This window comes from Dactylosporangium sucinum (genome assembly GCF_014647515.1).
Lineage (GTDB): Bacteria > Actinomycetota > Actinomycetes > Mycobacteriales > Micromonosporaceae > Dactylosporangium > Dactylosporangium sucinum.
Genome location: NZ_BMPI01000049.1, coordinates 14,070 through 29,473 on the forward strand (window position 1 = coordinate 14,070; position 15,404 = coordinate 29,473).

A 15,404-nucleotide genomic window follows, 5' to 3' on the forward strand; every position below is an offset into this window, starting at 1 on the left:
GCGGAGGTCCAGCCGGAGTCGGTCGGCCTGCCGGTCACGGCGGTCATCGGCATCGTCCAGGACAGCAGCGGCGATACCGAAGGCATTCTCGAAGCGCTGCGCGAGCGGCGGGAGATCGAGTCGTGCTACTTCATGGCGGGTGAGGAGTCGTTCCTCTGCAAGGCCCGGGTGCCGACGATCGGCGACCTGGAGCGGTTGATCGTGGAGCTGAACCGGGTCAAGGGCATCGCCAGGACGCGGACCGCGATCGCTCTCTCGACCAAGTGGGAGGGCCGCCCGCAGTCGGCGATCGACCAGCAATGACCACCGGTCGAGCCGCCGGGGAGCCCCTGGGAGCCCGGTGGGCGCCGCTCGACCTGCACCGCGCTCCGCGCAGGCCAGGACGAGGCCAGCGCCGCCAGGCCCGCCGCCTGGCGGGCAAGCCGGCGTCGCCGGACCCGTCAGCCGGCGGCTAGGCGAGCGTCGCCAGGTCCGGATACTCCGTGACCCACCCCTCATCGTCGATCTCGATCACGGCCGTGAAGTTCTCCGACCGATACCGCACGCGCCGGCCCTCCAGCACCTCATAGGTCTGCTCCACGGGCAGCACCGCCAGGCTGGGCAGCAGGATCCACGCCGCCTCGATCGTCACCGTCGTGCCCGGGGCGGCCCGGTGCAGGCCCAGGCGCCGGATCGGCAGCGTGTTGGTCAGGGGCGAGTTGTAGAGATCGACGTCGAGCACGTTGTGCAGGCGGTCGGGCTCCTCGATGCCGGCGAACGGGGCACCCCGGAGCACCCGCTCCAGGTCGCCCTGCTCGCCCGTGGTCACCCGCCACCGGCCGGCCGCCCGCTCCATGCGTAACGTCCGCAGCCAGCCGCCACCCTCGGCCGTCACCTCGAACCGGGTGCTGGCCCATCCCTCGTCGGTGTGCAGGTCATAGCGGCAGGTATAGAGCCCGCGGTCGGCGGCGAACGCCGTGCCCCGGGCGTGCAGTCCCCGCCGGTCGTCCAGGGTGGCGAACTCGCCGCCGGTCGTGTCGGTCCTCTGCCAGGCGAACGCTCGTGGAAGCACCGTCATGACCGGCAAGGTATCCGACCGGTACGACAAAAAACGCTATCGGTGGCGCGGCGGCCCCGTCCGCGGCCGGCGCGACCCGCTCGCGGCCGGACGATGCGGAGGCACCCGCACGGGCACCCCGCTCGGCTGGCGTGCCCCGGTGACCTCGGCCAATGCCGGATCGCCGGCCCGCACCCGCAGCTCCTTCGGGGTCACCCCGGCCTTCGCCAGCAGGGCGGCCGCCCGCCGGCGTTGCCGCGGCAGCACCAGCGTCACGACGGTCCCCGCGGCGCCGGCCCGCGCGGTCCGCCCGGCCCGGTGCAGGTAGTCCTTCTGATCCCGCGGGAGATCCACGTGTACCACAAGAGACACGTCATCGATGTGAATGCCCCGAGCGGCGACATCCGTGGCGACGAGCACGTCGACCGTGCCCTCCCGGAACTCGGCGAGGGTCCGCGTGCGCACCCGCTGGGTCTTGCCGCCGTGCAGCGCTCCCGCCCGTACACCCACCGCCGCAAACTGATCGACCAGCTCGTCGACGGCAGCCTGCGTCTTCACGAACAGGATCGTCCGCCCCTGACGTGCCGCGATCGAGGCGGCGATCGCCACCTTGTCGTTCGGTGGCACGAGCAGCACGTGGTGGTCCATCGAGCTGACGGACGCGACGGGCGGCTCGATCGAGTGGGTCACGGGGTCGACCAGGAACCGGTTGACGAGCGCGTCGACGTCCTTGTCCAGCGTCGCGGAGAAGAGCAGCCGCTGGCCACCCTCCGGCGTCTGGGCGAGGATCTCGGTGACCTCGGGCAAGAAGCCCATGTCGGCCATTTGGTCGGCCTCATCCAGTACCGTAGCTTCGACCGCATCCAGGCGGCAGGCACCCCGCTTGATCAGGTCGCCCAGCCGCCCCGGCGTCGCGACCAGCACGTCTACGCCGCGTTCGAGCGACCAGATCTGCCGGTCGTAGGGCACCCCGCCCACGGCGGTCTTGCAGAACAGCCCCAGCGCCTTGGCCAGCGGGGTCAGCGCGTCGTTGACCTGCATGGCGAGCTCGCGCGTCGGCACCAGCACCAGCGCCTTGGGCGCGTGCGGCCGAGACCGCCCGCTGGCGGCGATCCGGGCCAGGACCGGCAGGCCGAACGCGAGCGTCTTGCCCGAGCCGGTGCGCCCGCGACCGAGCACGTCACGGCCCCGCAGCGCGTCCGGAACGGTCGCCGACTGGATGGGGAACGGCTCGGTGATGTCCTGCCGGGCGAGCGCCCGCACGAGCTTGGCGGGCAGTCCGAGCCCCGAGAAGCCGCTTCGGGCGGGCTCGGGGTGCTCGGAGGTTTCGAAGATTGAGGGGTACTGGCTGGCGTCGGCGAGCAGCAAGGAGAGTGGGACCTTCCGATTGGAGAACGGTTCAGCTTATCCGATCTCCGCGGAAGATCCCGCATCCCGTGTCCTGGCTCACTTCTGCGGCACCGTCTGGAACGTGCTGTCCATGAAATCCCGGACGACGGTGACCGTGAAATAGCCGCCGACCACCAGCACGATCAGGATGATCGCGATGATGATGTACACCCGCAGATTGCCGGACTTCGACGGCTCCTCGTCGTCGTCCGTTTCCTGCGTGCCCTGGCTGAGAATGTGCCCGGTGAGCGAGCCGCTGTTCTCCAGGGGACTCCCGCCGTCGGCTGAAACAGGTCTTCCGCCCTGCCCGCCATAGACTGTGCCGGCTGAGAGTCGCTGGTTGCGAGCCCACTTCCCGTAGCTTTCCGAGGCGCTGCCGACCAGCTGCGTGGCCTCGGCAGGCTTCTCTTCGTCTTCCTTTTCCGCTACTTCCTCTTCGGGCGGAGGAATAGCCGGGGGCTGCTGGTGCTCCGGCCCGGTGCGGTTCGGCGCGCCGCTGGCCGGGAAGCTTCCACCGGCATTTGCGTTCCCCTCTCGATCAGTGCCCGAGAATGGACTCTCGTGGGTGGACGGCGGCCACGAAGGCAGGGCCGCATCCGGTACTTCCGGCGCGTTCGCACCCGGCGGATTCCACCCCTGCTGCGCGGGCGGCGGCGCCCACCCGGCACCCTGCTGCCACGACTGCTGCTGCGCCGGGGGCCCGGACGCGGGCGGAGTCGAGGCGGGCGGCTGCCCCCACGAGGGCTGCGCGGGCGGTGCGGAGGCGGGTTCGGCCGGTGGTCCCCAAGCGGGGGCCGGGGGCGCGGACGCCGGCTCGGCGGCCTGACCCCACGACGGCGCCGGCGGCTCGGCCGGCTGCTGCCCCCACGACTGCTGCGCGGGCTGCTGCCCCCACGAGGGCTGCGCGGGCGGCGCGGAGGCGGGTTCGGCCGGTGGTCCCCAAGCGGGGGCCGGGGGTGGGGACGCCGGCTCAGCGGCCTGACCCCACGACGGCGCGGGGGGTGCCGAGGCCGGCTCGGCGGCCTGCCCCCGGGACGGGGCCGGCGGCTCGGCCGGCTGGCCCCACGCCGGGGCCGAGGCGGGCTGCACGGGGGGCGCGGCCCAGCCTTGCGCCGGCGGGTTCGCGGCGGGCGGGCTCGACGCCGGGGGCGTGCCCCACGAGGGCTCCGCGGGCGCTGGGGGTTCGGCCGGCGAAGGGTTCCATCCCTGCTGCGCGGGCGCGGGCGGCGCGGCCCAGCCTTGAGCCGCCGGTTGGTTCCAGGCCTGTTGGGCCGGCGGCGGGGACGCGGGCGGCGTTGAGGTCGGCGGCTGGCCCCAGGACTGCTGGGCCGGGGGTGCCGACGCGGGTTCGGCGGCCTGGCCCCACGAGGGCGCCGGAGGTGCCGACGCGGGCTCGGCGGAGGCGGACGCCTGGCCCCAGGACGGGGCGGGCGGCGCCGACGCCGGTTCGGCGGCCTGGCCCCAGGAGGGAGTGGACGCCGCCTGCGCCGGTGGGGCCGACGCGGGCTCGGCCGACTGGCCCCAGGAGGGCGCTGGCGGAGCCGAGGCGGGTTCGGCTGCTTGGCCCCAGGAGGGCGCTGGTGGTGCCGAGGCAGGTTCGGCCGGGGCGGACGCCTGGCCCCAGGACGGTGCGGGCGGTGCCGAGGCCGGCGGGCTGAACGACGGCGGCGCCGAGGCGGGGGGTGCCGAGGCCGGGGGCTGGCCCCAGGACGGCTGGCCCGACGCCGGGGGCTGCGGCCAGCCCGGCTGGGCCTGCGGCGGGGTACCGGGCGGCTGCGACCAGCCGGCCTGTCCGGGCGGCGTGGCCTGTCCGGGCGGCGTGGCCTGGCCCGCTCCGGGTGGCGCCCAGCCCGGCTGGGCAGGCGGCTGTGACCAGCCCTGCTGAGCAGGCTGGCCGGGCTGGGCCGGGTAGCCGGGCTGGGCCGGGTAGCCGGGCTGTGCCGGGTAGCCGGGCTGTGCCGGGTTGTTCGGCTGGTACGGGGCGGCGGGCTGGGCGGGGTAGCCGGGCTGGGCGGGGTAGCCGGGCTGGCCAGGGTAAGCCTGCTGGCCGGGAACGCCGGCCTGGCCCGCGTAGCCGGGCTGGCCCGGGTAGGCCTGCTGGCCAGGCACGCTCGCGTGGCCCTGATAGCCCGATTGACCCGGAACCCCGGGTTGGCCGGGAGTACCCGGTTGGCCGGGAACGCCTGGCTGGCCGGGAACGCCTGGCTGGCCCGGAACGCCTGGCTGGCCGGGAACGGCGGCGTGGCCTGAGTAGCCCTGCTGGGGCGGCTGGTTTCCCGTGCCCTGCGGGCCGGGGAAGCCCGGGTTGCCTGCGTAGCCGCCCGGCTGGCCGGGCTGAGGCGGGTAGCCGGGCTGGCGCGGGTAGCCGGGCTGCGCCGGCTGGCCCGGGTATCCGGGCTGCGGGTACCCAGGCTGGCCCGGAACGCCGGCCTGGCCTGCGAATCCAGGCTGGGGCGGCTGGCCCGCGTAACCCGGCTGGCCGGCCGGGCCGTGGACACCGGGCTGGCCTGCGTAACCAGGCTGACCGGGCTGGCCCGGCTGTCCGGGCGCGCCGGTCTGACCGGCAAAGCCCGGCTGACCCGGCTGACCCGGCTGTCCGGGCGCGCCGGTCTGACCTGCGAAACCGGGCTGACCGGGGTGACCGGGCTGAGCCGGCTGGCCCGGCTGCTGCCACCCCGCGGCGGGCTGCTGCGCCCAGGGCTGCTGAGGCTGCTGAGGCTGCTGGGACGCGGGCTGGCCCCACGACGGGGCCGTGCCCGCGGCCGGCTGCCACGGCTGGGGCTGGTTGGACTGGCCGCCGCCCCACGGGTGTTCCGCGGACGGCGTCGTGTACGCCGGGGGAGCCGAAGTCTCCGGGGCCTGCAGCGGGTTCGGGTCCGGGTGCGGGGTCGGCTCCGGCTCGGGAAGCGGCGACGGCGGGACCGGCTCCGGCTGCGGGGCCGGCTCGGGCTCCGGGGTCGGCTGCGGCTCCGGCGTCGGCGGGTACGGCGACGGGATCGGCTCCGGGGCCGGGGCCGGCGGGAACGGGGACGGCTCCGGGCCCGGGGTCGGCTCCGGGCTGGGGAACGGGGACGGTACCGGGCCCGGGATCGGGGACACCGGGTCGCCCAAGCCGGGGGCGGCCGCCTCGGCCGAAGGAACCGAAGGAACCGAAGGAACCGAAGGAACCGAAGGAACCGAAGGAGCAGGCGGAACCGACTGAGCCGAAGGAGCAGACGGAGGAGTCATCGTGCCGGCGCGGTAGATGCCGGGGGTCGTCGCGGAGCGCGCGCGGATCGCCTCGGCTGCCTCCTCCGCGCTGACCGACTGGGCGCCGCGGACCGAGGCGCTTGCCCGGGCCGCTGCCGCGCCCGCGAGTGCGCCGGCGACGCCACCGACTGCCGCCGCTTCCGCCGGCGCCGGGGGAGCGGCCGACGCCCCGTACGCGGCCAGCGAAGGCTCGGCGCTCGGGGTCGAGTAGGCCGGCGGGGCCGACGAGGAGGGCTCGGCACCGGGAACCGAGTAGGCCGGCGGCGCGGCGTCCGCAGCCGGCGGGCGGGTGCGGGCGAATGGGTGGACGACCGGCGACGGCTCGTACGGGGCCGGATCGGACGGCGGGCCGTACGCAGAGCCGGGGTCCGAAGGCGGCGGGCCGTACGTGGACGCGGGGTCCGAAGGCAGTGGGCCGTACGTGGACGCAGGGTCTGACGACGGCGGCGGGCCGTACGTCGACGCCGGCGGCTCGGCCGACGGCACCTGGTAGGACGGCGACGGATCGGCCGGCTGCGCCGTCCACGGCTTCGCGAAAGCGTCCCACGACGACTCCGGCGCCGGGTTCCGCGGCGTGCGGCTCGGCAGCGGCGGGATCGGGCCCGAGTCGTCGTCCAGCGGCGACGACGGCAGCGGCGAGGCGGAGATCGACGCGGCGGAGGACTCCGAGGCCCAGGTCGAGGCGCGGTAGGAGTCATCATCGGCCGAGGCGGCGGCCGGGGCGAAGCCCTCCACCGGCGCGGGGCCGAACGGGTCGCCCACGCTGCCCGACGAGTCCTCGAACGTGTCGTTGACCGGGGGCGGCGTGGAGTCGGTGGGCGGCGGGCCGTACGTGCTGGCGACCGGTTCGAAGCTCGGCAGTTGGTACGCCGGCGGCCCCGAAGCGGCGACCGAGGCCGCGATCACGTCATCCTCGGGCGAGGACGGAGCCGCGGCCAGGCCGGCAGAGCTGAGGTCCGAGGACGGAGCCGCGGCCAGGCCGGCAGAGCTGAAGCCCGAGGACGGAGCCTCGGCCAGGCCCGCAGACCCGAGGTCCGCGGACGAAGGATCGCGGGCCTCGGAAAGGCCGGCCGAGCCGACATCCGAAGGAGCGTCGTCGGGCTGGTTCGACGCCGAGTACTGCGACGGGCCGGTGTTCCACGGCTGGCGCGGCGGCGACGGCTCCTCCGGCGCGGTGGGAGCCGAAGGCCCCGAGGTCGGCGTCTGCGTCGACGGCGCCTCACCCAGCTCGGAGTCGGGGTCGTCCGGCGGCGCCTCGGCCAGGCCCGCGTCGCCCGTGTCGGTCGGGGACGCGCCGCCGGTGTCGCCGAACGCCGCCATCAGCGCGGCGACCTCCGGATCATCCTCGGCCTCCTCCTGGGCACCGCCCGCGGCCAGGTCGGCGCCCGGCCAGAGCGCGCCGTCGACCGGGGCCGGCGGCGGCTCGTAGGCCTCCGGCAGATCCTCGTCGACCGGCTCCTCCGGCAGCTCCGCCCCGACGGGCGGAGGCGGCGGCAGCGGTGGCAGGTCGACGGCCTCGGCGGACGCGGGCGGTTCAGCGCCGGGCGGGCCCGAAGGTGCCGCCTCGCCGCGTGCCGCGTCCCGGTTGTCCCGCTCGTCCATCAGTGCCCTCCATGACCTTGCCTGCCGCAGGCATCGTTGCGAGCCCGGCGTCCCCCACGCCGGTCACGCGTCCACGGTGCCACATCGAGTCACGGAACGCTGGATCGGATGGCGTCGGGTTTTGGATCAGGAGCGTCAACTGCTGGACGTCGTCACCGAGGGCTTCGCCGACGGGCTGGCCGACTTCGACGCGGCGGCCGACGAGGCCGGAACGGACGGCTCGGGCTGCTTCGACGGCTCCGGCTCGTGCGACGCCGGCGGGTCGGAGGACGGCGGTGGGTCGCTCGGCGGCTGCGAGGACGGCGGGTTGCTGGGCGGCTGCGACGACGGCGGCTGCGACGACGGCGGCTGCGACGACGGCGGCTGCGACGACGGCGGCTGCGACGACGGCGGCTGAGACGACGGCGGCTGGGACGACGGCGGCTGGGACGACGGCGGCTGGGACGACGGCGGCACCGACGTCGGAGGAGTGCTGGTCGGCGGCTGGGTCGTCGCCGGGGGCTGGGTGGCGTTCGGGGCGGGCACGGCCGGGAAGATCCGCGACGCGCCGAAGAGCTTCGACCACTTCACCGGGCCGATCTTGACCTTCTCGCCGGTCGTCGGGGCGTGGACCATGCGGCCGTTCCCGACGTAGATGCCCATGTGGTAGATCGAGCGCCAGTCGCTCGGGTCGCTGGCGAAGAACACCAGGTCGCCGGGGAGGAGCTGGTCACCGAGCTTGTTCTTGGTGGGCCGGATGTTCGGGGTCCCGTGGTACATGTCGTTGGCCACGCGCGGGACCTTGACGCCCAGCTGCCCGTAGGCCCAGTAGGCCAGGCCGGAGCAGTCGAACGTGTTCGGGCCCTCGTCGCCCCAGACGTACCAGCTGCCGATCTTGCCCAGCGCGTAGTTGAGCGCCTGCAGGGCCTTGGGGTTGGCCACCATGCCGTCGATGTTCGGGCTGTCCGGCACGTTGCCGTACAGGTCCTGCTCGCGCTTGTCCTCCTCGGCCTCCAGCAGGAGAACCTGCTGGTCGTTCTCGGCCTTGAGCTGGAGGTAGGCCGCGTTCTTGATGTTGAACTCGGTCTCGATCGGCGCGTAGATGCCCTGCGCGGTCTGCAGCGCGGTGCGCGCGACCGCGAGCTCCTGGCGGGCGGCCGACTCCTCCTGCTCGGCGCGGAGCAGGTCGTAGGCCGCCTCCTGGCCGCCCGGCTGCGCGCCGAGGCCCGGCGCGAGCATGCCGAACTGGTGGAGGTCGTGCGCGTACTGATCGAGGGGGCCTAGGCCGGCCGCGTGCTTGTAGGCGTCGGCGGCGGCCGAGTCGGCCTTGCTGCGCAGCTCGACGACCCGCTCCTCGGCGCGCAGGAGCTTGTCCTCGGCGTCGGTCAGCGACGCCTGCGCCGCCTCGACGTCGAGGGTCGCCTGGAGTTTTCGCTGGCCGAGCTGCGTGACGACGGCCTCTTCGGTGGCCAGCCTGGCCGCGAACGGGCCGCGCAGCGCGGAGGTCGACACGCTGACCGGTGGAGCGGTGCCCGTGCCGGCGCCCGGCATGACGAGCGAGCCGGAGGCGATCGGCCGCGAGCCGCCGTCCGGAATGCCCATGCCCGGGTCCGCGTACGCGGGGCGGGGGACCAGCGAGCACAGCACCGTGCAGACCACGGTGGCGGCGATCAGCCGCCCACGCCGCAGCCGCATCCGAGGCCGGGGCGGAGTCTCCGGGATCGGCGGACTGACCTGCACCAATGTCGGTGCCTGCCAATCGTCGCCCGGATATGCCGCAGCCCTCAGTACCAGCCCAACCATCGCCACCGTCCCCAGTCGGATAGCCATGCCCAAAGGTCGACCGTTGCCGATCGATCAGTCGGTCTGCCGCCCGACCGTGTTCCTGCCCACTTTTTCTTACCGTACGAAGGGGAGAACCGTCGAGTGGTGATCAATGTCAGCTTCGGCGAAGGCAGGTGAATGCGGGTCGAACAAAGGGTCCGACGTACGCTGGCGTCGTGGACGCAGGGTTGAAGCGCGAGATCGAGGCCAAGGTCGCGGCCGGAGAGCGGCTGAGCAGGGAGGACGGTGTCGCGCTCTACGAGAGCGACGACCTCGTCTGGCTGGGTCGGCTGGCTCACCAGGTGCGCACCGAGAAGAACGGCGACCGGGTGATGTTCAACGTCAACCGGCATCTCAACCTCACCAACGTCTGCTCGGCGAGCTGCGCGTACTGCTCTTTCCAGCGCAAGCCGGGCGAGAAGGACGCCTACACCATGCGTATCCACGAGGCGGTGGCGAAGGCCAAGGAAATGGAGGGTGAGCAGCTCACCGAGCTGCACATCGTCAACGGCCTGCACCCGACGCTGCCGTGGAAGTACTACCCGAAGGTCCTCCGCGAGCTGAAGTCGGCATTGCCGGGGGTGAACCTCAAGGCGTTCACCGCGACCGAGATCCAGTGGTTCGAGAAGATCTCCGGCCTGCCCGCCGACGAGATCCTCGACGAGCTCATCGACGCCGGCCTGGAGTCGCTGACCGGCGGCGGCGCCGAGATCTTCGACTGGGAGGTCCGGCAGCACATCGTCGACCACGCCACCCACTGGGAGGACTGGTCGCGCATCCACCGCCTCGCCCACAGCAAGGGGCTCCGCACGCCCTCCACCATGCTGTACGGGCACATCGAGGAGCCGCGGCACCGCGTCGACCACGTGCTGCGCCTCCGCGAGCTGCAGGACGAGACCGGCGGCTTCACCGTGTTCATCCCGCTGCGCTACCAGCACGACTTCGTCGACTCGGCGGACGGCAAGATCCGCAACCGGCTGCAGGCGCGCACGAAGATGGCCAGCCCGGCGGAGTCGCTCAAGACGTTCGCGGTGTCGCGCCTGATGTTCGACAACGTGCCGCACGTCAAGTGCTTCTGGGTCATGCACGGCCTGTCGGTCGCGCAGCTCAGCCTCAACTTCGGCGCCGACGACCTCGACGGCTCGGTCGTCGAGTACAAGATCACGCATGACGCGGACAGCTACGGCACGCCCAACACCATGCACCGCGAGGACCTGCTGCACCTGATCTGGGACGCCGGGTTCCAGCCGGTCGAGCGCAACACGAAGTACGAGATCGTGCGCGAGTACGACAAGCCGACCCCGATGGCCGAGCGCCGCTCCGAGCCACAGCAGGTCTGGGCCTAGGACGACAGCCCGGCGACGATCCGGACGACCGCGTTCGCGCAGCCCCAGGACGCGGTCACGCCGGCGCCGCCGTGGCCGTAGTTGTGCACCACGTCCAGCCGGCCGATCCGTTCGTGCTCCAGGCGCACGGTCGGCCGGTACGGCCGGATCCCGACCCGGTGGTCGAGCACCTTCGCGGTCGCCACGCGCGGGTCGATCGTGGCGCACATCCGGATGAGCCGGGCCGACACGTCGGGGTTCGGCTCGCGGTCCCAGCGACCGGGCTCGATGCTGCCGCAGAGCGCCAGGCTCGGCCCGTGCGGCAGGTAGGCGATCGGCAGCGCCGACTCGTCGTGCTCGCAGAAGAACCGCTCGATCCCCGGGTTCTCGACCACGACGATCTGGCCCCGGGTGGGCACGAGCGACTCGTCGCCGGTGAGCTTGCCCGCGTAGACCCCGGTGCAGTTCACGACGATCTCGTCGCCCTCGGCCGCCTCCGCCAGGGCGTCGACGGCGCGCCGCTCGACGGGAGTGCCCGTCGCGTCCAGCCTCCCCCGGAGGTACCGCAGGTAGACCGGCATGTCGACGAGCGGCGCCGAATACCACCAGCCGACGACGAACCCGTCCGGCAGCTCCTCGGCTGCCGCCGGCCGGAACCCCGGCAGCGCGGTCATCCAGGCGGGCGGGTCGACCGGCGTCCGCGCGGCCTCCAGCCCGTGCCCGTCGCGCACCCCGGTGGTGGCCGGATCGGCCGTCAGCTCCAAAAGGATCTGTCGGGTTTCATCACTCCACGGGAAGATCCGTTTATCTTTTGCCAAATACGGACCCCAGATCGCGCCCGCGGCGAATGACGTGGTGTCGAGATCCAACTCCGCGGCGCGGACCGTGACCCGGTGCCCGGCCTCGGCCAGGCAAATCGCGGTCGTCAATCCAGACACCCCGGCGCCGACCACCACGACCCCGCGTCCGGTGTGCATACGACGACAGTAGGCCATTGTCGTCATCAAGTGAATACGCGCGGTTGCATAGATCCTTGGTGATGAGGTGGAATCGAATCTCGCCGACGGACAGCCGTGGGGGGTGCCAATGTCGCAAACACCGTCGGCCGGCACCTTTCTCGTGCTCGGCGAGGTGCACACCGCGCTGCTGCAGAGTTCGGCCGCGCTGCCGGTCAACGCGTGTGAGCGGCTGGTCCGGCTGGTCGGCGGCGAGCGAGTCCGCCGGTACGAGCGGCCCATCGCGCACGTGTGCTCGCCGAGCGTGCTGACCGGCGTCGACTGCCGGCTCGCCGCGCACGACGGCGCCCGCGTGCGCGCGATCGGCACCGTCGCCAGCCGGGTCGCGATCACGGGCGGTCACCTGCTCCAGGCCTCCTCGCGGGTCGGCCTGGAGGCCAGCGCCGCCCGGCGGCGGCTGCCCTGGTCGCACTACCTGGCCCGGCCGGGCCGCGCCGAGGTGATCGCCAAGCGGCTCGACGCCGCCGGCCTGGCGCGCGGCTTCATCGACGCCGAGCACGACGAGACGGTCCTCGACCTGGCCAGCGTCAGCACGCGCCTGGTCGACGAGGTGCAGAAGTCGCCCGTCCTGGATCGGCGGGCCCCGCTGCGGGCCGGCCGGACCAAGCTGCGGTGGGCGGCCCTGGTGACGGAGGGAGAGTTGGACGGGCCGTCGCTCATGGTGGCGAGCGGCGGGGTACGGACGTTGGTGGTGCAGTGCCGCGCCGTCGATGTCGACACGATCAGTGACTTCTGTGACGATGTCGCGCTGCACGACTGGCTGCTGACCACCCTGCTCCACGTGATCGAGAGCAGCCGCATGGGAAACGACGATCATGTCAAGGTCATGGCCCGGCTCCGGCCCGCGGTCGAGCATCTGCTGCACCTGTGGATGCCCGAGGCGCGGCTCGCGACGAGCGGAGCAGCGGGCGAGACGGCGGCGCAGCTGTGGCGCAGCCTCGAGAACCGGCCCGGGATGAGTCGTCAATGGCGGTCGTGTGTCGATCGGATCAGGGACCAGTTGGCGCTGAACACGATCGCGTTGTTCGGCGAACGGCTCGGGGAGGGCAGCCGGTGACCGAGGGGGGAACCACGCGTCCGAGGGACGTGCTGGCGCAGTCGAAGATCATCAAGAAAATGTTCTTGTCGGTGGGCATCGGCACGATCGCCTACCTGCTGACGAATGTCTTGATCGAACAGATCGAGGAGCCGCAGATCTGGGCGATCACGTTGTCGTTGCTGATCGGCGGCTACACGTTTCTGACCCAGTTCATGCATGATCTGGAAAACCGTATGCACTCGGTGGAGAAGGCGGAGTCCGAGCATTCGCAGCGGGTCGCCGGGCTGGTCGACAGCCGGTTCACCGCGATCGACGACGTGCTGCGCGACAAGCTCGTCGAGATCGACAAGGTCGTGCAGGGCGGGTTCGCGAAGATCAACGAGGCGACCCAGCTGTTCGGCCTGGTCGAGGCGTCCGCGCTGCGCACCGACGCGGTCACCCAGCTCGTGCGGCACTCCACGCAGATCGACCCGCAGGCCCCCGAGCTGGTGTTCCGGTTCGCGCAGGCCGAGATCGGCCGGATGTCGGAGTTCCTGAAGGAGCTCAGCGAGGGCGGGAACGTCACCTACGAGGGCGAGGACCGGGACTGGATGCTGTCGCTGGCCGGCAACTGCCGGTCGAGCATCGACGCGATCAGCCTCACCACGGTCGATGCCCGGGGCTCCGGGTTCGTCGACGGGAGCCTGTGGACCAGCGACCTGGGACAGCGGTATCTCGAGGTACAACGGGACGCCCTGGATCGCGGGGTGCGGATCCGGCGCGTGTTCATCCTCGACCGCCCCGGCCTGGCCGACGACCCGATGTTCATGGAGAACTGCCTGCTGCAGAAGGAGATGGGCATCGAGGTGCGGCTGCTCGACACGCGCGCGATCCCCGGCACCCGGCGCAGCTCGCTGTTCGACTTCATCCTCTTCGACGACGTCATCAGCTACGAGTCGACGCCGGCCTCCAGCATCGACGGCTCGATCCGCCCGACGATCGTCACCACCCGCCTGGAACTGCGCGCGACCCGGGTCAAGGACCGCCTCCTGCGGTTCAAGGACCTCTACAGCTCGGCCCGGCCGATCCACTCAGCCGATGAAAACGTACTGAAGGCGATCGACCGCGGCGAGCGGTAGGACGATCCCCTCGTCCCCGCCCCGCCGCACGACGTCTTCGCTCAGGCCCGCTTCGATCGCCACCTGGCTCAGGATGGTCCGCACCGCCTGCTCGGTGGCGAAGAAGCGGCTGCCGAGGACGGAGAGGGAGCGGTACGCGCTGAACGGCGCCGCCGCCGGATTGACCTGCATGACGGCCGGCAACCGCCCCCACTCGCCCGGATACGCGCCCTCCCACGGCCGCGGCACCGCGACGGCGCGGCCCTCGTGGCGCAGCAGGCCCAGCCGCAGCAACTGCCAGACCGACGCCAGGTAGGCGCAGGACCAGCGGCGGTGCCGGTCGGGCTCGTCCCAGAGCTGCACGTCGACGAAGATCGAGTGCCGGTTGGCCGCGTTCTGGGCCGGCGGGCGCCAGCGCCGCAGCCCGCCCATCGCCTCCCCGCCGCCCTCCGACGGCGACCGCTCCCCGTTGCTCAGCCAGCCGGTCTCGCCGACCGGCGGCCGTGAGCCGTTGGTGCCGGGCGGCGGGTCGGCCACGATCCGCTCCTCGACCAGCCGGGCCAGCTCGATCCCATCGGCCTCGGCGCACGCGGACTCGCGCGCGACGTAGTCGATGCGCACGCCGTTGGCCTCGGCGGCGGCCAGCAGCATCGGCAGGACCTCGCTCGGCGGCTGCTTCGGCCCGAAGTAGTCGTCGATCAGGAAGCAGGTGCTCAGCCGCGGCGAGCGGCCGGTGATCGAGCGGCGGTGGATGTCGGTGGCGGCGGTGATCCACGGCGCGAGCTGGGCGAAGTGGGCCTTCAGGCGCTCGGGGCCGTCGCGGAAGTCCTCGAAGTACAGGTGACCGACCTCGATCGACAGGTGCGACAACGGCAGCGACGCGCTGCGCGGCTCGGCCCCCGCCTCCCGGAACGTCGCCGCACCGCCCATCTACAGCCCTTCCCAGGCGTTGTCGTCGACCAGCCGCTGGGCCAGCCGCTCGAACGCGTCGAGCGTCTCCTGGTTGGCGATCTGGCGCAGCTTGACGTCGTCGTCGGCGATGAGCTGCTCGCGCCACTGCAGCACGGGATCGAGCGGGACGCTGCCGAGCACCAGCGTGCGGCCCAGGCCGTGCTTGCCCGCCAGGCGCTGCAGCTCGTAGTTGCAGTCCTCCAGCCAGGCCACCTGCGCCGGGCGCAGGCCGGCGAGGTCGTCGGAGCTGGGGTCGACGACCGCGGTGCGCACGAAGCGGATCTGCCGGGTCAGCTCGTCGCGGTCGTGGCCGAGCCGGGAGCCGGTCTCCAGGATGCCCTGCTCGCCGAAGACCAGGTCGGCGGCGGCGATGATGTGCTGGCGGGTCCAGCGGTGGAAGACCAGCCAGCGGCTGGTGATCGCCTGGAGCTGCGGCTCCGCCGTCGCGGCCAGCACGGTCTCGACCGCGTGCGAGCGGCCGGCGCTCAGGTCGACCAGCGACAGCTCGTACTCCTCCTCCAGCTTGAGGAAGAGGTCGGCGCAGCGGCGCACCATCTCCGGGGAGCTGGGCAGCTCGCCGCCGCCGCTGTCGCCCGGGAAGAGCACCAGCCGGCCGGAGCGCAGCGGCTGGTGGCGCAGCGACTCGCCCTCGGACTCCGACCAGACGTCGACCGAGTAGGGCTCGCCGATGCGGCCCTGCAGGTAGGAGTGCAGCCCGCGGCCGCGCTTGCCGTGCATGAGGCCCTCGATCTGGAACACCGTGCCCGCCGTCGGCGAGCCGAAGTCGAAGTCGAGGTAGCAGACGTCGCCGCCCTGCAGCGCCCGGCGGTACACGATGTTGCTGCTGGTCACCGAGCGGCCGGTGCCGCCCTTGTCCGAGGTCGCGAAGACGAGCAT

Annotated in this window: 11 protein-coding genes; 4 read left to right on the forward strand and 7 right to left on the reverse strand. The window is 72.8% G+C overall.

Going from position 1 to position 15,404, the window contains the following annotated elements:
• A partial coding sequence (locus tag IEZ31_RS57140; RefSeq protein ID WP_229836259.1) for an Lrp/AsnC family transcriptional regulator occupies positions 1-303 on the forward strand: 303 nt, incomplete at its 5' end.
• A gap of 148 nt (positions 304-451) precedes the next feature.
• On the opposite strand, the gene IEZ31_RS37985 is transcribed toward IEZ31_RS57140, so the two are convergent.
• From IEZ31_RS37985 to IEZ31_RS38000, 4 genes are all read right to left on the reverse strand, one after another.
• Entirely contained in the window at positions 452-1,057 is a 606-nt protein-coding gene (locus IEZ31_RS37985; RefSeq protein ID WP_190254937.1) for a putative glycolipid-binding domain-containing protein, read from the reverse strand.
• Positions 1,058-1,093: 36 nt separating this feature from the next.
• The gene (locus IEZ31_RS37990; RefSeq protein ID WP_229836260.1) at positions 1,094-2,404 is read right to left on the reverse strand and encodes a DEAD/DEAH box helicase; all 1,311 of its coding nucleotides are present in this window, start codon (positions 2,402-2,404) and stop codon (positions 1,094-1,096) included.
• A 78-nt stretch (positions 2,405-2,482) separates the two neighbouring features.
• Positions 2,483-7,276: a hypothetical protein gene (locus tag IEZ31_RS58345; protein ID WP_190254938.1), complete on the reverse strand. Its 4,794-nt coding sequence runs from the start codon at positions 7,274-7,276 to the stop codon at positions 2,483-2,485.
• A gap of 135 nt (positions 7,277-7,411) precedes the next feature.
• A complete protein-coding gene (locus IEZ31_RS38000; protein WP_190254939.1) occupies positions 7,412-8,950 on the reverse strand; it encodes a C40 family peptidase in 1,539 nt (512 codons plus the stop codon).
• Between the two features lie 305 nt (positions 8,951-9,255).
• Here IEZ31_RS38000 and mqnE point away from each other — a divergent pair, with 305 nt between their 5' ends.
• Positions 9,256-10,425 carry an aminofutalosine synthase MqnE gene (gene mqnE, locus IEZ31_RS38005; protein WP_190254940.1) on the forward strand — a complete coding sequence of 390 codons (1,170 nt, stop codon included), beginning with the start codon at positions 9,256-9,258 and terminating at the stop codon, positions 10,423-10,425.
• Here mqnE and IEZ31_RS38010 read toward each other — a convergent pair.
• Positions 10,422-11,381 (reverse strand): FAD-dependent oxidoreductase, encoded by a 960-nt coding sequence (locus IEZ31_RS38010; protein ID WP_190254941.1) that lies wholly within the window; start codon positions 11,379-11,381, stop codon positions 10,422-10,424. The genes mqnE and IEZ31_RS38010 overlap by 4 nt on opposite strands.
• A 109-nt stretch (positions 11,382-11,490) precedes the next feature.
• Between IEZ31_RS38010 and IEZ31_RS38015 the strand changes: the two genes are divergently transcribed.
• Both IEZ31_RS38015 and IEZ31_RS38020 read left to right on the forward strand, forming a co-directional pair.
• Positions 11,491-12,477 carry an SCO2521 family protein gene (locus IEZ31_RS38015; protein WP_190254942.1) on the forward strand — a complete coding sequence of 329 codons (987 nt, stop codon included), beginning with the start codon at positions 11,491-11,493 and terminating at the stop codon, positions 12,475-12,477.
• Positions 12,474-13,577 carry a phosphatidylserine/phosphatidylglycerophosphate/cardiolipin synthase family protein gene (locus tag IEZ31_RS38020; RefSeq protein WP_229836264.1) on the forward strand — a complete coding sequence of 368 codons (1,104 nt, stop codon included), beginning with the start codon at positions 12,474-12,476 and terminating at the stop codon, positions 13,575-13,577. The genes IEZ31_RS38015 and IEZ31_RS38020 overlap by 4 nt, the downstream gene beginning before the upstream one ends.
• Here the strand turns inward: IEZ31_RS38020 and IEZ31_RS38025 are convergent.
• Both IEZ31_RS38025 and IEZ31_RS38030 read right to left on the reverse strand, forming a co-directional pair.
• On the reverse strand, positions 13,530-14,486 hold the full coding sequence (locus IEZ31_RS38025) for an SCO2522 family protein (protein WP_190254944.1): 957 nt from the start codon (positions 14,484-14,486) through the stop codon (positions 13,530-13,532). The genes IEZ31_RS38020 and IEZ31_RS38025 overlap by 48 nt on opposite strands.
• Positions 14,487-15,404 carry an SCO2523 family variant P-loop protein gene (locus IEZ31_RS38030; protein WP_190254945.1) on the reverse strand — a complete coding sequence of 306 codons (918 nt, stop codon included), beginning with the start codon at positions 15,402-15,404 and terminating at the stop codon, positions 14,487-14,489. It abuts the gene before it with no gap.